Annotated in this window: 12 protein-coding genes; 9 read left to right on the forward strand and 3 right to left on the reverse strand. The window is 72.6% G+C overall.

What is annotated here, in order from left to right; translation table 11 throughout:
• The first annotated feature begins 51 nt into the window (after positions 1 to 51).
• The 4 genes from ACGFZN_RS02220 to ACGFZN_RS02235 all read left to right on the forward strand — a co-directional run bounded on the left by ACGFZN_RS02220 (position 52) and on the right by ACGFZN_RS02235 (position 5,781).
• Positions 52 to 1,932, forward strand: a complete 1,881-nt coding sequence (locus ACGFZN_RS02220) for an ATP-binding cassette domain-containing protein (RefSeq protein WP_393856671.1) — start codon at positions 52 to 54, stop codon at positions 1,930 to 1,932.
• A 70-nt stretch (positions 1,933 to 2,002) separates the two neighbouring features.
• Positions 2,003 to 2,989, forward strand: coding sequence for an aldo/keto reductase (locus tag ACGFZN_RS02225; RefSeq protein WP_393856542.1), 987 nt, complete (start codon positions 2,003 to 2,005; stop codon positions 2,987 to 2,989).
• Between the two features lie 210 nt (positions 2,990 to 3,199).
• Positions 3,200 to 4,168 carry a threo-3-hydroxy-L-aspartate ammonia-lyase gene (locus ACGFZN_RS02230; protein ID WP_393856543.1) on the forward strand — a complete coding sequence of 323 codons (969 nt, stop codon included), beginning with the start codon at positions 3,200 to 3,202 and terminating at the stop codon, positions 4,166 to 4,168.
• Between the two features lie 161 nt (positions 4,169 to 4,329).
• Positions 4,330 to 5,781 carry a WGR domain-containing protein gene (locus ACGFZN_RS02235; protein WP_393856544.1) on the forward strand — a complete coding sequence of 484 codons (1,452 nt, stop codon included), beginning with the start codon at positions 4,330 to 4,332 and terminating at the stop codon, positions 5,779 to 5,781.
• Positions 5,782 to 6,265: 484 nt separating this feature from the next.
• Here the strand turns inward: ACGFZN_RS02235 and ACGFZN_RS02240 are convergent, their stop codons facing one another.
• Together ACGFZN_RS02240 and ACGFZN_RS02245 are read right to left on the reverse strand one after the other, a co-directional pair.
• Complete coding sequence (locus ACGFZN_RS02240) at positions 6,266 to 7,849, reverse strand: glycerol-3-phosphate dehydrogenase/oxidase (protein ID WP_393856545.1); 1,584 nt, start codon at positions 7,847 to 7,849, stop codon at positions 6,266 to 6,268.
• Positions 7,846 to 8,445: a TetR/AcrR family transcriptional regulator gene (locus ACGFZN_RS02245; protein WP_393856546.1), complete on the reverse strand. Its 600-nt coding sequence runs from the start codon at positions 8,443 to 8,445 to the stop codon at positions 7,846 to 7,848. The genes ACGFZN_RS02240 and ACGFZN_RS02245 overlap by 4 nt, the downstream gene beginning before the upstream one ends.
• Before the next feature lie 118 nt (positions 8,446 to 8,563).
• Here ACGFZN_RS02245 and ACGFZN_RS02250 point away from each other — a divergent pair, with 118 nt between their 5' ends.
• The 4 genes from ACGFZN_RS02250 to ACGFZN_RS02265 all read left to right on the forward strand — a co-directional run bounded on the left by ACGFZN_RS02250 (position 8,564) and on the right by ACGFZN_RS02265 (position 14,042).
• Positions 8,564 to 10,156 (forward strand): FAD-binding oxidoreductase, encoded by a 1,593-nt coding sequence (locus ACGFZN_RS02250; protein WP_393856547.1) that lies wholly within the window; start codon positions 8,564 to 8,566, stop codon positions 10,154 to 10,156.
• 90 nt (positions 10,157 to 10,246) lie between these two features.
• Positions 10,247 to 11,128 (forward strand): YegS/Rv2252/BmrU family lipid kinase, encoded by an 882-nt coding sequence (locus ACGFZN_RS02255; protein ID WP_393856548.1) that lies wholly within the window; start codon positions 10,247 to 10,249, stop codon positions 11,126 to 11,128.
• A gap of 103 nt (positions 11,129 to 11,231) precedes the next feature.
• The gene (locus ACGFZN_RS02260; RefSeq protein WP_393856549.1) at positions 11,232 to 11,594 is read left to right on the forward strand and encodes an NUDIX domain-containing protein; all 363 of its coding nucleotides are present in this window, start codon (positions 11,232 to 11,234) and stop codon (positions 11,592 to 11,594) included.
• Positions 11,595 to 11,741: 147 nt separating this feature from the next.
• Positions 11,742 to 14,042 (forward strand): FdhF/YdeP family oxidoreductase, encoded by a 2,301-nt coding sequence (locus tag ACGFZN_RS02265; protein WP_393856550.1) that lies wholly within the window; start codon positions 11,742 to 11,744, stop codon positions 14,040 to 14,042.
• Between the two features lie 68 nt (positions 14,043 to 14,110).
• Here the strand turns inward: ACGFZN_RS02265 and ACGFZN_RS02270 are convergent, their stop codons facing one another.
• Positions 14,111 to 15,037: a LysR family transcriptional regulator gene (locus ACGFZN_RS02270; protein WP_393856551.1), complete on the reverse strand. Its 927-nt coding sequence runs from the start codon at positions 15,035 to 15,037 to the stop codon at positions 14,111 to 14,113.
• 225 nt (positions 15,038 to 15,262) lie between these two features.
• On the opposite strand from ACGFZN_RS02270, the gene ACGFZN_RS02275 reads away from it, so the two are divergent.
• The gene (locus tag ACGFZN_RS02275) at positions 15,263 to 17,767 is read left to right on the forward strand and encodes an ATP-dependent Clp protease ATP-binding subunit (RefSeq protein ID WP_393856552.1); all 2,505 of its coding nucleotides are present in this window, start codon (positions 15,263 to 15,265) and stop codon (positions 17,765 to 17,767) included.
• Positions 17,768 to 17,774: the final 7 nt, after the last annotated feature.

Here is a 17,774-nt window from a genome sequence, read left to right on the forward strand (position 1 = left end):
CCGCCGGACCACCCAGGTGCGGTGCCGACCCGAAGGAGGACGCAGGTGACCGTGACCGACGCCGCGACAGAAGACGTTCCACCGCCCCCTCCGCCGCCGGCCACGATCGGCTATGAGGGCAAGTTCGGCAAGAACCCACTGGAAGAAGCCAGTTTCCGCAGGATGTGCGGGCGGCTGCCGTCGGTGCTGCGCAGCACCGCGGGCATGGCGTGGTCCGTCGACCGGACCGGCGTCCTCCTGCTCCTCGTCTGCCAGCTCCTCACCGGCGTCGCCGCCGCCGTCGTCCTGGGCTGCACCGCACGCGCCATGACGCACATCCTCGGTGCGGGCCCCGTGTCCGAGCGGCTGCACGCGGCCCTGCCCGCGCTCGCGGCCGTCACCGCCGCGGCGGGCGCCGGCCGGATCGCCAGGGCGGTGGCCTCCTACGCCGACGGACGGATCACCCCGCGGCTGATGACCGAGGCCGACGTCGCACTGGTCTCCGCCGTCTGCCGGGTGGAGGCCGCCGCATGCGACGAGGACGGCTTCACCGACCGGCAGGAGGCCGCCGAGGTCGGCGTCACCCGCACCACGACGATGGTGAAGGACGCGCAGCAGTTCCTGGCCTCGCTCATCCGCATGGTCGCCGCCGGAGGCGTCATCACCGCGCTGCACTGGCTGATGCTCCCGCTGCTGCTGCTGGCCGTCCTGCCCGCGGGCCTGGGCGCCGTGCTCTCCGCCCGCGTCGACTACGAGACGCACTACGCCAACGTCGGCGACCGCAACGTACGCGGCATGATGCGCTGGTGGGCCACCTACTCGCGGCACGGCGACGAGGTGCGCGCGAACGGCATGACCGACTACCTCGTCTACTGGTACCGCGCGCTGTCCGAGCGCATCGACCGGCGCACCCTGACCGCGGCGCCCCGCATGCTCCGCATCGTCCTCGCGACCTCCGCGCTCGGCGGCGCCTTCCTGCTGCTCACGTGGAGCGCCCTCGCCTGGCTCGCCATCACCGGGCGGGTCGCGCTGCCCGTCGCCGCGACCGCGGTGGTCGCCGTGCAGACCACACTCGCCGCGCTGTCCCAGTTCGTGCAGTACGGCGCCGCCATGTTCCACACCTCCCTCTACCTCGCCGACATGCGCTCCTTCCTCGACATGGCCGCCGAACGCGCCCCGAAACGGGGTGAGTCGACGATCCCCGGGCAGGTCGAGGAGATCCGGCTGGAGGAGGTCGTCCGCCACTACCCCGGCAAGGACGAGCCAGCGGTCGACGGCGTCTCCCTCACGCTGCGGCGCGGCGAGATCCTCGCGATCGTCGGGGAGAACGGCTCCGGCAAGTCCACGCTGACCAAGCTCATCACCGGCATCCTCCTCCCGGACAAGGGCCGCGTCCTGTGGGACGGCGTCGACCTCGCGCACGCCCGGCCCGACTCCGTGTGGAGCCGCACCGCACTCGTCCCGCAGAACTTCGCCTGCTGGCCCCTGCGCGCCCGGGAGAACATCACGCTCGGCCAGCCGCGCACCCATGACGACGGTCCCGTGTGGGAAGCCGTGGACGCGGTCGGCATGCGCGAGGCGGTCGAGGGGCTCGCGCACGGCCTCGACACCCTGCTCGCCCGGGAGATCTTCGGCGGCGCCGAACTGTCCGGCGGACAGTGGCAGCGGCTGGCCTGCGCACGCGCGCTGTACCGCCGTACGCCCCTGCTCATCCTGGACGAGCCGACGTCCCAGATGGACCCGCGCGGTGAGCACCGCATCTTCCTGGAGATCAAACGCATCGCCGCACAGCGCATCACGATCGTGGTCACCCACCAGCTGGAGAACACCCGCCTCGCGGACCGGATCGTCGTCCTGCAGAGCGGCCGCGTCGTCGAACAGGGCCGCTACGACGATCTCGTGCGCGCCGGCGGCCTGTTCGCCGAACTCGTCGCCCTGGCCAAGGACCGGTGACCGGGCAACGCCCGCCCGTGACGCACCGTACGATCATGATCACGTTGACCGAGACGAGGGGAACCGAACCATGGACTACGTCAAGCTCGGCACGAGCGGCCTGGAGGTCTCCCGGCTGGCCCTGGGCTGCATGAGCTACGGCGTTCCCGACCGGGGTCCGCACCCGTGGACCCTGGACGAGAAGGCCGCCCGCCCGCTGATCCGCCAGGCCCTGGACGCGGGCATCACCTTCTTCGACACCGCCAACAGCTACTCCGCCGGCACCAGCGAGGAGATCGTCGGCAAGGCACTCGGCGAGATGGCCCGGCGCGAGGACGTCGTGATCGCCACCAAGGTCTACTTCGCGGTCGCGGACGGCGCGGCGCGCAGCGACCGGCCCAACCGGTCGGGGTTGTCCCGTAAGGCGATCATGACCGAGATCGACCACAGCCTGCGCCGCCTCGGCACCGACTACGTCGACCTCTACCAGATCCACCGCTTCGACCCGCACACCCCGGTCGAGGAGACGATGGAGGCCCTGCACGACGTCGTCAGGGCCGGCAAGGCCCGCTACATCGGGGCGAGTTCGATGTACGCCTGGGAGTTCGCCAAGCTGCAGCACACCGCCGAGCGGCACGGCTGGACGAAGTTCGTGTCCATGCAGAACCACTACAACCTGCTCTACCGCGAGGAGGAGCGGGAGATGCTGCCGCTCTGCGCCGACCAGGGCGTCGGCGTGCTCCCCTGGAGCCCGCTCGCCCGGGGCCGGCTCACCCGCGACTGGGACGCCACCAGTGCCCGCAGCGAGACAGACGCCTATGGCCGCACCCTGTACCAGCCGGACGACAAGCGGATCGTCGACGCCGTCGCCGCGATCGCCGCACGCCGCGGCGTCCCGCGTGCCCGGGTGGCCCTGGCCTGGGTCGCCTCACGCCCCGGCGTGACGGCCCCCATCGTCGGCGCCACCAAGCCCCACCACATCGAGGACGCGATCGCCGCGCTCGACCTCCACCTCACGGAGGAGGAGATCGCGGAACTCGAGGAGCCGTACACCGCCCGGGGAATCAGCGGCCACTGAGCAGGCCGTACGCCCGGCTCAACCGTGCCCGTCCGTCCTTTCCCGGGACGGACGGGCTTTCCCCAGGCGGACCGGCGTGTCCTTTTCCTGGACAGACCAGCCCCGCGGTTCATAGAGTTCCTGTCCAGGATTGGAAAATCCGTCCAAGGTGTCCGAGCCGTGTCCGCGACGCCCGGCACACGGACCGCAGTAAGGGACGAGGAGCCCGTCATGGCCGCCGCTCTGCCCGTAACGTTCGACGACGTCCGTGCGGCCGCCGCACGCCTCGAAGGGGTCGCGCACCGCACCCCGGTCGTCACCTCACGCACCCTGAACGCCCTCGTCGGCGCCCAGGTGTTCGTCAAGTGCGAGAACTTCCAGCGCGTCGGCGCCTTCAAGTTCCGCGGCGCCTACAACGCGGCGGCCCAACTCCCCCCGGACCGGCTCGCGAAGGGCATCGCCGCCTACTCCTCCGGCAACCACGCCCAGGCAACCGCCCTGGCCGCCCGCGAACTCGGCACCGGCGCCGTCATCCTGATGCCCGAGGACGCCCCCCGCCTCAAACGGGAGGCGACTGCCGGATACGGCGCCGAGATCGTGACCTACGACCGCTACACCGAGGACCGCACCGCGCTCGGTACGGCACTGGCCGAGGACCGGGGCCTGGCCCTCATCCCGCCCTACGACCACCCGCACGTCATCGCCGGGCAGGGCACCGCGGCCCTCGAACTCCTCGACGAGACCGGCCCGCTCGACGCCCTGATCGTCCCCGTGGGAGGCGGCGGACTGATCGCCGGCAGCGCCACCGCGGCCAAGGCCCTGCACCCCGGCATCCGGGTCATCGGCGTGGAACCGGAGGAAGGGGACGACACCAAGCGCTCCCTGGAGAGCGGTGCCCGCGTCACCGTGCCCGTGCCCCGCACCATCGCCGACGGGCAGGCCCTGCCCACGCCCGGCGAGATCACCTTCGAGATCAACCGGTGCCTGGTCGACGCCGTCGCCCTCGTCAGCGACGCGGAGATCGTCACCGCCATGCGCTTCGCCTTCGAACGGATGAAGATCGTCCTGGAGCCCAGCGGCGCGACCGGCCTCGCCGCCCTCATGGCCGGCCGTGTCGAACCTCTCCCGCCCCGCGTCGGCATCATCGCCTCCGGGGGCAACATCGACGCGCGGAGGTTCGCCGAACTCCTCGGCCGGTGAACGGCGGCACGACACCGCACCCCGGACGCCGAGGAGGTCCCGCACCTGTTCCGGTTTCTGTGAAGCCGCTGGTCAGGGCCGTTGTCAGTGGCCGGTCCTACGGTTTGACCAGTGAGGACCTGCGGGAACGGCCGCGGGTCCGTCCTGGGGAGGGGTGTGCCATGACCACGGCGTCCGCGGTGTCGACGACGTACCTGGAACTGTCGCAGGAGGGCGGGGGCGCCCACAAGTTCTACGAAGTGACCGTCGACGGCACGGTGGTGACGGTGCGGTACGGCAGGATCGGCGCCGCGGGGCAGACCCAGACGACCACTTTTCCGAGCGCCGAGAAGGCCAGGGCGGCCGCCGCGAGGAAGGTGGGCGAGAAGGTCCGCAAGGGATACGCCCCGGCCGTGCAGGGCCAGCGTGCCCCGCGCCCGGTGACCCGGCGTCAGGTCAGTTCCGCTCCCTCCACCGCGCGAGCCGTGGCGCCCGTGCTGTGGCGCTTCCGCACCGGCTCCGCCGCCTTCGGCATCCATGTCGACGACGAGCACTGCTGGGTGGGCAACCAGGCGGGCGACGTCTACACCCTCGGCCACGACGGCGCCGTCCTCGCCCGGTTCAGTCTGCCGGACGGAGTGAAGTGCCTGGTCGCCGACGACTTCTGGATCTACGCAGGCTGCGACGACGGCAAGGTCTACGACCTGTCCTCCAAGCTCCCGTTCGCCGCGTACGACATCGCCGCCGACGTCGACATCTTCTGGCTGGACATCCACGAGGGCATCCTGCACGTCTCGGACCGCGCGGGCCGGCTCACCGTCATCGACCACGAGGACGAACACCAGTGGGCCCGCCGCAGCCAGGGGGAGCACGCCTGGATGGTCCGCGCCGACGACCGCGCCGTCTACCACGGTCACCAACGGGGCGTCACCGCCTACGCCCCGGACGGGAGCGGCGAGTTGTGGCACACCGCCACCAAGGGCAGCGTGCTGTTCGGCTGGCAGGAGGAGGACGCCGTCTACGCGGGCACCGGGCACCGCGTGGTCCAGCGGCTGTCGAAGACGACGGGAACCATCGAAGCCACGTACGCTTGCGACAGCGCCGTGTACTCCTGTGCAACGTCCCCGGGCGGGAGGTTCGTGTTCGCGGGCGACGCCGCCTCGTCCGTCTACTGCTTCGACCAGGACGGCACGCGCCTGTGGAAGCTCGGCACGGGCGGCGGCTCGGCGCTGTCCATGCAGTACCGCGACGAGCGGCTGTACCTGGTCACCACCGACGGCTCGCTGGTGTGCGTCGACGCGAGCGAGACGGCCGTCACCGCCGCCCAGCAGGGCACCGTGCCGGTGGCGCGGGACGTCAAGCTCGCCGCCGCCCTGCCCACCTACGCCCCCGCCACCGCCGCCGCGGCAGTGGCCACGGTCGCCCGGCCTCCCGCCGGAGCCGTGGTGGTCGAGTGCGTGCAGGAGGGCGGCCGGCTCCGGGTGCATGTGGTGTCCGAGGGCTACGACACCTCCTGGAACGTCCAGTTCCCACGCGCGATACGGCAGCCGGGCGCCCGCTACGTCGTGGACGCCCTGCACCCTGCGGCGGGCGGCTTCTACCGCGTCCGCGGCGACATCCGCCGCCTGCTCTGACACCCCGACGCGCGCCCCACGTGCTCCAGAGTCAGTGGCGCACGGCCGTCGCCTGAGCAGTGGCGCTCCGCGGGGACATGGTCCGCCTTGGCTGTGACACCCCGGGGCGTCCCCAACCGGCCCCGAAGTCAGGGGCGTACCGCGGTCGCCTTCGAAGTGCGTCCGCGGCGCTTCGGCCGCCTGGCTGTGACACTCCAGGGCGCCGCCAAGGGCCCCGGATTCAGGGCCGCGCGGCGATCGTCTGAGCTGTAGCGCCCCGCGGGGACATGGTCCGCCCTGGCTGTGACACCCCGGGGCGCCCCCACTCGCTCTGCACTCAGGGGCGCACCGCGGTCGCCTTCGCAGTGGCGTCCGCGGCGCTTCCGCCGCCTGGCTGCAGCACCCCGGCCTCAGGCCGCACGGCCGTCGCCGGAGCGGTGACGCCCTGCGGCGACATCCTCCGCCTGGCTGTGACACCCTGGCGCGCCGCCAACCGGCCCCGGAGTCAAGGCCGCACGGCCGTCTCCCTCGCCAGTACCTCCCGCGCCGTGGGAAGCGCCTCGGTGCGGTCGTCAGGGACCAGGCCGATGCGGGTGCGGCGGTCCAGGAGGTCCGACTCGTCCAGGGCGCCCTCGTGGCGGACGGCCCACAGCAGTTCGGCACGGGTCACCGGGTGGCCGGGCAGCACGGGCCGCGCCAGGGCGGGGTCCTCGGCGGCGAGCGCGTGGACGGCCTCGGCCTCGGTGCCGTAGCGGCGCACCAGGCGCCGGGGCGCGGACAGGCTGCGCAGCCGGACGGGGGCCGCGGCGCCGACCAGCGGCAGTGCGGCGGTGGGGGAGGGCGGAGCCGGCGTACCGCGGGCGGCGGTCGCGGCGTCCACGGCGTCCTGGGCCATCCGCCGGTAGGTGGTGAGCTTGCCGCCGACGATCGTCGTGATGCCGTCGGGGGACGTCAGCACCGCGTGCCGGCGGGAGATGTCGGAGGTGCGGGTGGGCGCCGCCCCGGTGCCGTCGTGGCCGGAGGTGTCCAGCAGGGGGCGCAGTCCGGCGAAGGCGCCGACGACCTCGTCCCGGGCCACCGGTGTGTCCAGGACCGAGCCGAGCACGTCGAGCAGGAAGCCGATGTCGCTCTCGGGCACGTCCGGGACGTCCGGGATGCCGCCCTCGACGGGCTCGTCGGTGAGGCCGACGTACACCCGGCCGTCGCCCTGGGGCAGGACCAGGACGAAACGGTTGGTCTCGCCGGGGACGGGGATGTGCAGGCCGGCCGGCAGGGTGCCGAGCCGTTCCGAGCGCAGGACCAGGTGGGTGCCGCGGGAGGGCCGGATCCGGATGCCCTCGACGAGGTCGCCGGCCCACACCCCGGCGGCGTTGATGACCGCGCGGGCCCTGATCTCGCCCTCCTCGCCGGTGAGTTCGTCCCGGATCCGGGCGCCGGCGCCGGTCAGCTCCAGCACCCTGACCCGGGTCAGCACCCGCGCCCCGTGCGCCGCGGCCGTCCGGGCCAGGGCGGTGACCAGCCGGGCGTCGTCGGTCACCTTGCCGTCCCAGGACAGCAGTCCGCCGCGCAGCCCGGCCGTCCGCACCGAGGGCGCGAGGTGCCGGGCCTCCGTCGCCGACAGCCGGCGCGGCGCGGGCAGGACCTGGCGCGGGGTCCGGGCGGCCAGCCGCAGCATGTCCCCGGCCCGGAAACCGGCCCACGCCAGCGACGCCTGGGCCCTGGACACGAGCGGGGTGAGCGGCAGGACGAAGGGCTGCGCGGCGACCAGGTGCGGGGCGGTCCGGGTCATCAGCACCCCGCGCTCCACCGCGCTCTCGTGCGCGACGTCGAACTGCCCGGAGGCCAGATAGCGCAGCCCGCCGTGGATGAGTTTCGAGCTCCAGCGGGAGGTGCCGAAGGCGAGGTCGTGGGCGTCCACCGCGACGACGTCGAGACCGCGGGCGGCCGCGTCCAGCGCGACCCCGGCCCCGGTGGCGCCGAGCCCGACGACCAGGACGTCGGCCACCCTGCCGCCGGCGGCCTCGGCGAGTTCACGGCGGCGGCGGTGCGCGCCGAGGGACGAGCCGGTGGCGGCCCTGGTGTGGCTCATGGCGTGAGGGTCCTCTCCAGAAGGGTCCGCAACTCGCCGAGGAAGGCGGCGGAGTCCAGCTCCGGATCGTCCTCGTCGGCCATCGTGCGCAGGGACAGGGTGAAGGACTGCACGGTCAACAGCAGTGCACGCGCCTGCCGTTCGACATGCCCGGGGCGCACGGAGCCGTCCGCGTGGCCGTCGCGCAGCCCGTCGGCCAGCAGCGCCAGCAACGCCTCCTGGCTGGCTCCCCGCCGGTCGAGCACATAGGGCAGCAGCAGCTCGGGATCGACGTCGACGATCTTGCGGAACAGCGGGTGCGCCCGGAAGGCCTCGACGCCCGCCACCAGTCCGTCCACGATCCGGGTGCGGGTGTCCGTGCCGGCCGTGGGCTCGGGGATCGCCCGGGTGGCCACCTCGATCCACTCGCGGGTCATCAGGTCGCCGACCAGGGTCCGCAGATCCGGCCAGCGCCGGTACAGGGTCATCCGTGAGACTCCGGCGCGGCGGGCCACGTCGGCGAGGGTGGTGCGGCGGACCCCGACGGCCAGCACACAGTCGCGCACCGCGTCGAGCACGTGATCGTTGTCCGAACCGTTGTGACGAATAGGCGTCATGTGTCACAGTGTAACGCCCCGGGGTCGGGCGGAGCGGCCGCCGTCGCCCCGAACCCGGCCGCCGGCCCGCGCGAACCGAGCACCACCGAGCACACCGACCTGTGAGGACGACCGTTCAATGGACATGCTGTGGAACGGCTGGGGCGACCCGGCCAAGGCGGCGCCCCTGCCCGAGGCGGTGACCGGACTGCTGCGCGACCTGCTCGGCGTCAAGCCACGCAGCACCCCCGCCCTGCGCCTCGAGGACATCGACCTGCCCGCCCCCACGGCCGGCCCCGACGCGCTCGCGGCGCTCGCCGAAGCCGTGGGCGGCGAGGACCACGTCCGCACCGACACCGAGAGCCGCGTCCGCCACACCCGCGGCAAGTCCACCCCGGACCTGCTGCGCGTCCGCGGCGGGGACTTCTCCGACGTGCCGCAGGCCGTGGTCCTGCCCGGCTCCCACGACGAGGTCCTCGCCGTCCTGCGCGCCTGCGCCGCGCACGGCCTCGCCGTCGTCCCCTTCGGCGGCGGCACCTCGGTCGTCGGCGGACTCGCCCCCGAGCGCAGCGCGTTCATCGCCCTGGACCTGCGTCGTATGAACGCCCTGCTCGACCTGGACCCCGTCTCGCGCACCGCCGTGCTCCAGCCCGGTCTGCGCGCCCCCGAGGCCGAAGCGCTCCTCGCCGGACACGGCTTCACCCTCGGTCACTTCCCGCAGTCCTTCGAGTGGGCCACCATCGGCGGCTTCGCCGCCGCCCGCTCCAGCGGCCAGGCGTCCGCCGGATACGGCCGCTTCGACGAGATGGTCCTCGGCCTGACCCTCGCCACCCCCGAGGGCACCCTGGAGACCGGCCGTGCCCCGCGTTCCGCCGCGGGCCCCGACCTGCGCCAGCTCATCCTGGGCTCCGAGGGCGCCTTCGGCGTCATCACCTCGGTCACCGTACGGATCCGCCCGCTGCCGCGGACACGGATCTACGAAGGCTGGCGGTTCGCCTCCTTCGAGGAGGGCGCCGCCGCGCTGCGCAGGCTCGCCCAGGACGGTCCCCGGCCGACCGTGCTGCGCCTGTCCGACGAGACCGAGACCCTGATCGGCCTGACCCAGCCCGACGCCATCGGCGGCGACCTCTCCCAGAGCGGCGCCGGCTGCCTGGCCATCACCGGCTACGAGGGCACCCCCGAGGACACCGCACAGCGCCGCGCACAGGCGGCGGCCGTCCTCACCGCCTGCGGCGGCACCCTCCTCGGCGCCGAACCCGGCGAACGCTGGGCCCACGGCCGCTACTCGGCGCCGTACCTGCGCGACGCCCTGCTCGACGTCGGCGCCTTCGCGGAGACCCTGGAGACCGCCGCCTTCTGGTCCCGCATCCCCGAGCTGTACCGGGCCGTGCGCACGGCACTCACCGACACCCTCACCCAGGCCGGCACCCCGCCCCTGGTGATGTGTCACATCTCCCACGTCTACGAGAACGGCGCCTCGCTGTACTTCACGGTCGTCAGCGCCCAGGGCGAGGACCCGGTGGCCCACTGGACGCCCGCCAAGCACGCGGCCAACGAGGCCGTGCTCGCCGCCGGCGGCACCATCTCCCACCACCACGGAGTCGGCACCGACCACCGCGACTGGTACGTCCGCGAGGCCGGACCGCTCGGCATCTCGGCACTGCGCGCCGTCAAACGCCGCCTGGACCCCGAGGGCATGCTCAACCCCGGCGTCCTGCTCCCCACCGACTGACCCCGCGCCGTACGCCCGGCACCACCGCCGTACCCCGGCCCACCAGGCCCCGGCCGACCCACCCGATCCGCCTGCTTCGGAGGCACACCGATGCGCCAGTTCACCGCCGTCGTCAACCCCACCGCGGGCGGCTCCACCGGGGCGGCGACCCTGCTGCACCTGGCCCGGCTGCTGCGCGAGGCCGGGGCCGAGCTGGAGACGGAGTACAGCCACAGCCTCGCGCACGCCCAGGACATCGCCCGCCGCGCCGGAGAGCGCGGCCGGATCGTGCTGGCCGTCGGCGGCGACGGCATCGCCGGCGGCATCGGCGGCGCGCTCAGCGGCACCGGAACCGTCCTCGGCCTGGTGCCCGCCGGACGCGGCAACGACTTCGCCCGCGCCCTGAACCTGCCCGCCGACCCCGCCGCACTCGCCGGCATCCTGCTGCACGCCGAGCCGCGGCCGGTCGACACCATCGAGGTGGAGTCGGCCGGGCATCCGCACACCGTGGTCCTGGGCAGCGTCTACGCCGGCGTGGACGCCGTGGCCAACCGGTACGCCAACCACGCCCGGCTGCTGCGCGGCTCCGCCTCCTACTACGCGGGCGGCCTGCGCGCCGTCACCACCTGGCGGGCGGCCGACTACCGCGTCACCGTCGACGGCGAGGAGCACACCCACCGCGGCTACACGGTGGTCGCCGCCAACTCCCCCTACTACGGCTCCGGCCGGCTCATCGCGCCCGACGCGCGGGTCGACGACGGACTGCTGGACGTGGTGATGATCCGCGAGGCACCGCGCAGGCTGTTCTTCGCCCTCATGAACGAACTGAAGACCGGCAGCCATGTGCACCGTCCCGAGGTGCGCGTGCTGCGCGGCAGGGAACTGCGCATCGAGGCGGACAGGCCCGTCCCCTACGGCGCCGACGGCGAGGTCGACGCCACCCTGCCGGTCACGGTGCGGGTACGGCCCGCGGACCTGCCGGTGCTGTACTGACCGGCGCGGGCGGAGAACCGGCACGGCTCCGGTGCAGGACCGGCCGGCCGTGGGTAGGGGAGGGGCACCCGGCCGAGTGCGCCGGGGGAGGGGCTGGTCGGTCATGACGCTGGAACAGGCGGCGGGCGCGGTGCAGGCGGTCGTGCTGTACGACGGACGGCTGCTGCTCGTGGAGGACGGCGGCGGCTGGACCCTGCCGTCCGGCACGCCCGAGCCCGCCGAGTCGCCCGCGGCCACCGCGGCACGCGTCGTCTACGAACTCACCGGGTACCTCGTCGACGGCACCGAGGCGCTGGCTCCGGAGGACGGGGTGCCGGCGGTGGTGTGCCAGCTGCTGAGCGAGACCCCGTCGGACGGAGCGAGCCTCGCACCCGAGCGGGTGCGCTGGGCGCCGATACCCGAGACCACCGGCGTGGCACTCCCGGCGGTCGTCCACGCGTATCTGCAGGGACACACGCCCGTGTGACGGATGCCGGCCGGCGCCTCCCCGACGCGCGGCCCCCGTCTGATAACCGGCGCCTATCACCTCATCGAAAAAGCCGCTTTGACGTGCCCTGGGACGGGGACGGATGCTGCCCCGCAGTGGTCACCGGAGAAAGAGGCGCACCGGAACATGAGCGGTATCGAGGACCCCGACGACGATCTGACCGTCACCCCGCCCAAGCGCTGGGCGACCGGCGTCCCGGCGGTGACGCACGCGCTGGAGTACTCGCTGGGGCAGACGACCGTGCGGCGGACCGCGCTGACCCTGCTGAACATCAACCAGGCCGACGGGTTCGACTGCCCGGGATGCGCCTGGCCCGAACCGGCACCGGGCAAGCGGCACCGCAACGAGTACTGCGAGAACGGCGCCAAGCACATCAGCGACGAAGCCACCTCCCGACGGGTCACCGCGGAGTTCTTCCGCCGGTACTCCATCGCCGAGCTCGGCGCGAGGTCGGACTACTGGCTCAACCAGCAGGGCCGGCTGACCGAGCCCATGATCAAGCGGTCCGGCGCCGACCACTACGAACCCGTCGGCTGGGACGAGGCGTTCGACGTGCTCGCCGGAGAACTCCGCGGCCTCGGCTCCCCGGACGAGGCCCTCTTCTACACCTCCGGCCGGCTGAACAACGAGGCCGCGTTCCTGCTGCAGCTCTTCGCCCGCGCCTACGGCACCAACAACCTGCCGGACTGCTCCAACATGTGCCATGAGTCCAGCGGTTCCGCGCTGATGGAGACGCTCGGCATCGGCAAGGGCAGCGTCTCGCTCGACGACATCCACACCGCCGACCTCGTCTTCGTCGTCGGGCAGAACCCGGGCACCAACCATCCGCGGATGCTCACCGCGCTGGAGGAGACCAAGCGCAACGGCGGCAGGGTCATCGCCGTCAACCCGCTGCCGGAGGCCGGACTCATCCGCTTCAAGCACCCGCAGAAGGCACGCGGAGTGCTCGGCCGCGGCACCGCGATAGCCGACCAGTTCCTGCAGATCCGCCCCGGCGGCGACCTCGCCCTCTTCCAGGCCCTCAACCGGCTGCTGCTGGAGGCCGAGGACGAGCGCCCGGGCACCGTGCTCGACCACGCCTTCGTCGCCGCCCACACCACCGGCTTCACCGACTTCGCCGACCACGCCCGGAAGGTCTCCTGGGAGGGCATCCTCACCGCGACCGGGCTGACCCGCGAGGAGATCGAGCGCGTCCACGACCTGGTGTTGGAGAGCAGGAAGATCATCGTGTGCTGGGCGATGGGCCTCACCCAGCACAAGCACGGCGTCCCCACCATCCGCGAAGTCGTCAACTTCCTGCTGCTGCGCGGCAACATCGGCAGGCCGGGCGCGGGGGTGTGCCCGGTGCGCGGCCACAGCAACGTCCAGGGCGACCGCACCATGGGCATCTGGGAGCGCATGCCCCAGAGCTTCCTCGACGCCCTGGGCCGCGAGTTCGGCTTCACCCCGCCCGCGCGGCACGGACTGGACTCGGTCGACGGCATCCGGGCCATGCGCGACGGCACGGCGAAGGTGTTCGTCGGCGTCGCCGGCAACTTCGTCCGGGCCACCCCCGACAGCCATGTCACCGAGGAGGCGATGCGGCGGTGCCGGCTCACCGCGCACATCTCCACCAAACTCAACCGCTCCCACACGGTCTGCGGCGACATCGCCCTCATCCTGCCCACCCTCGGCCGCAGCGACCGTGACATCCAGGCGTCCGGCGAGCAGTTCGTCACCGTGGAGGACTCCATGAGCGAGGTGCACGCCTCCCGGGGACGCCTGGAGCCGGCCTCACCGCACCTGCTCAGCGAGGTCGCCGTCATCAGCCGGCTGGCCCGCCGGACCCTCGGGGAGACACCGGACATCCCCTGGGAGGAGTTCGAGGCGGACTACGGCGCCGTCCGCGACCGCATCTCCCGCGTCGTACCCGGCTTCGAGGACTTCAACGCCCGGGTGTCCAGGCCCGGCGGCTTCCGGCTGCCCAACCCGGTCAACCGGCGGGTCTTCCGCACCCCCGGCGGCAAGGCCGTCTTCACCGTCAACGAGTTCACGATGCCGCACATCCCCGCGGGCCACCTGCTGCTGCAGACACTGCGCTCCCACGACCAGTGGAACACCGTCCCGTACGCGATGGACGACCGCTACCGCGGCATCCACAACGCCCGCCGGGTCGTGCTCGTCAACCCCGGTGACCTGGCCGCACTCGGGTTCGCCGACCGCGACCGGGTGGACCTGGTGACCGTCTGGCACGACGGGCGGGAACGCCGGGCGGAGGACTTCCGCGTCGTCGCCTACCCGGCCAGCCGGGGCTCGGCGGCCGCCTACTACCCCGAGACCAACGTCCTGGTACCGCTGGACAGCGTCGCGGACATCAGCAACACCCCCACCTCCAAGGGCGTGCTGATCCGTCTGGAGCCCGCCCGGGCCGCCGGCCGAGCCGGCTGAGACACCAGGACGCACGGAGGGCGGAGAGAACCAGGACATGGCCGGGTGACGGTGCGCCGTCGGTGCCCCTAGCGTCCCGGATCGCCGGGCACGCGTTCCAGGGCGGAGGCCACGTCCGTGGTGCGGGCGATGTCCGTCAGCGCCCTGGCCATCACCGACCCCGGCTCCCGGGCGGCGATCACCAGACCCACGGGGACCGACGCCTCGGGCTCGACCAGCGGCACCGTGCGCATCCCGTGCGGGACACCGAACACATGCAGCCAGGCATGCGGTACGACGGCCGCCCACCGCCCTGTGCGCACATGGGCGAACAGCGCCGCGACGGAGTCCGTCTCCAGCCGCGGCGAGGGCCGGGTCCCGGCCTGCGCGAAGAACTCGTCCAGCACCCGGCGGCCCTGCATCGCCGGGGTCAGCATGCACAGCGGCAGCCGTGACGCCTCCGCCCAGGTCGCGGTCGTACGCCGGGCCGGCCCGTCGGCGGCCGTCAGCAGCAGCACGTACCGCTCCTGGTACAGCGGCACCGTATGGAAGCCCTCCGCCACGTCCTCGCGCAGATAGGTGACCCCGGCGTCGAGCTCGAAGTTCTGCAGCTGCCGCAGGATGTCCACGGACTGCATGTCCGCCGAGACCTCCACCGTGACCAGCGGATGCGCCGCGCAGAACGGGCCGGTCAGCTCCGCCACGGCACCGGACGCCGTCGGCACCGTACCGATCCGCATCCTGCCGCTCAGGCCGCTGCGCAGGACGTCCACCTCGTCCTTGAGGGCGTCGCGGTCGGCGAGGATCCGCTGCGCCCACACGACGATGCGCTCACCCTCGGGGGTGAGGCCCTCGAACTTGCGGCCGCGGCGTACCAGCGGCACGTCGAGTTCCTCCTCCAGCTTGCGCAGCGCCTCCGACAGGGCGGGCTGGGAGACGTAGCAGGCCTGGGCGGCACGGGCGAAGTGGCGCTCCCGGGAGAGTGCGACGAGGTATTCCAGCTGACGAAAGAGCACGGGACGGGTCTACCCGACGGCCTCCCGCAACGCCAATCCGGCCCGCAGTCCCGCCCCGTCCGCAGGCCCGACCGCCCGCCCGCGTTCCGCCGTAGCACGACGACACCGCGACGGCGACTCGTGTCCTGCGTTTGCGGCGCCGTGCACGCCGGGGTTCAGTGATTACGGACCCCGGAACACCGATCCCCGCGGATCACCGGCCCCCCCTCGCGCCCAGGAGCTGTCATGTCGATGTCGTTCGGTGCACCGTTCGGTTCGTCGGATCCCTTCAGCGAGTTGTTCAACCGGTTCTTCGGGATGTCACCGGCGTCGTCCCCTCCGGCGGTGCAGCGGGTGCCCATCGGCCGGCTGCTGACGGAGTCCTCGCAGGAACTGCTGAATCTGGCCGCGCGGCGGGCCGTCGAGGACGGCACCGCCGACCTGGACACGGAACACCTGCTGTGGGCGTCCGCCAAGGTCGAGCCGTCCCGGCGGCTGCTCGCGCAGGTGGGCGTCGACCCCGACCGGCTCGCCGACGAGATCGCCGGGATCCTTCCCCGGGAGTCCGGCGAGCCCTCCGCGCAACCGGGCCTCACGCCCGCCGCCAAGCGCACCCTTCAGGCCGCGTTCGCCCGGTCGCAGGCAGCCGGTGTGTCGTACATCGGCCCGGAGCACATCCTCGGCGCCCTCATCGGCGACAGCGACACGGGCGCCGCCAAGCTGCTGCGCGCCGAGGGCCGCGACACCCGGAAGCTGTCGGACCTGACCGACCAGGCCGCCCGCGGCAACGGCACCACCGCCGAACGGAAGAAGGCGCCGGCGACGACGCTGGACGAGTACGGCCGGGACCTGACCGAGGAGGCCAGGGCGGGAAAGCTGGACCCGGTGGTGGGCAGGAGCGAGGAGATCGAGCAGACCGTCGAGATCCTCTCCCGGCGCTCGAAGAACAACCCGGTGCTGATCGGCGAGCCGGGCGTCGGCAAGACGGCGATCGTGGAGGGCCTGGCGCAGCGGATCGTGGCCGGGGAGGTGCCCGACACCCTCAAGGACAAGAGGGTCGTGGCGCTGGACCTGTCCGGGATGGTCGCGGGAGCGCAGTACCGGGGGCAGTTCGAGGAGCGGCTGAAGAAGGTCATCGAGGACGTCCAGGCGGCCCAGGGCCGGATCATCCTGTTCATCGACGAGTTGCACACCGTGGTCGGCGCCGGGGCGACGGGGGAGGGGTCGATGGACGCGGGCAACATGCTCAAGCCCGCCCTCGCCCGCGGTGAACTCCACGTCGTCGGCGCCACCACGATCGACGAGTACCGCAAGTACGTGGAGAAGGACGCGGCGCTGGAGCGGAGGTTCCAGCCGGTGATGGTGCCGGAGCCGACGGTGGAGGAGACGGTGCAGATCCTCGAGGGCCTGCGGGACTCCTACGAGGCACACCATCAAGTCCGGTTCGACGACGCCGCGTTGACAGCGGCGGCGGAGCTGTCCGACCGCTACGTCACCGACCGGTTCCTGCCCGACAAGGCCATCGACGTGCTGGACCAGGCCGGGGCGCGGGTGCGGCTGCGCAGCGCGGGCCGGTCCACGGAGGTGGTCAGCCGCGAGGACCGGATCGCCAAACTCCGCCGCGAACTCGAACAGGCCGTATCCGTCGAGGACTTCGAGAAGGCGTCGGAGCTGAAGCGGCAGATCGCCGAGGTGGAGGGCGAACTCGCGGGCATCGAGGAGCGCCGCGAGGGCGTGGTGTCGGTGACGGCCGCGGACATCGCCGACGTCGTCTCGCGCCGCACCAAGATCCCGGTCTCCCAGCTCACCGCGAGCGAGAAGGAGAAGCTGCTCAGGCTCGAGGAGGAGATGCACGCCCGGATCGTCGGCCAGGACGAGGCCGTCACCGCGGTGTCGCAGGCGGTGCGGCGCAACCGGGCCGGCATGGGTGACCCGGACCGGCCGGTGGGCTCCTTCCTCTTCCTCGGCCCGACCGGCGTCGGCAAGACCGAACTCGCCAAGACCCTCGCCGAGCTGCTGTTCGGCGAGGAGGACCGCATGATCCGTTTCGACATGAGCGAGTTCCAGGAGAAGCACACCGTCGCCCGCCTCGTCGGCGCGCCTCCCGGATACGTCGGCTATGAGGAAGCCGGCCAGCTCACGGAGAAGGTACGCCGCCAGCCGTACAGCGTCGTGCTGTTCGACGAGGTGGAGAAGGCGCATCCGGATGTGTTCAACACCCTGCTGCAGATCCTGGACGACGGCCGGCTGACCGACGCGCAGGGGCGCACCGTCGACTTCCGGCACTGCGTGATCATCATGACGTCGAACATCGGCGCACACCGCATCCTGGACCACAAGGGTGATGTGTCGGAACTGAAGGACGTGCTGATGGAGGATCTGCGGACCAGGTTCCTGCCGGAGTTCCTCAACCGGATCGACGACATCATCATCTTCCACGGCCTGACCGAGGAGGACCTCGGGAAGATCGTGGACCATCTGCTCGACCAGAGCAAACGCCGTGTCCACGCCCAGGGGATGCACCTGGAGGTGACCGAGGCGGCCAAGAAGCTGCTCATCGCCCACGGCCACCAGCCGGAGTTCGGCGCCCGTCCGCTGCGCCGCACCATCCAGGCGGAGCTCGACAACCGGATCGCCACGCTGCTGCTCAGCGGGGAGGCCGAGCCCGGCGACACCATCGTCGCCGACATCGAACACGACTCACTGCACTGCACGGTGCGCAGAAGCGACGGTTCCGCCGGGGAGGGGTGACCCCTGG

This window comes from Streptomyces sp. NPDC048192 (assembly GCF_043202415.1).
In the GTDB taxonomy this organism is placed as follows: Bacteria; Actinomycetota; Actinomycetes; order Streptomycetales; family Streptomycetaceae; genus Streptomyces.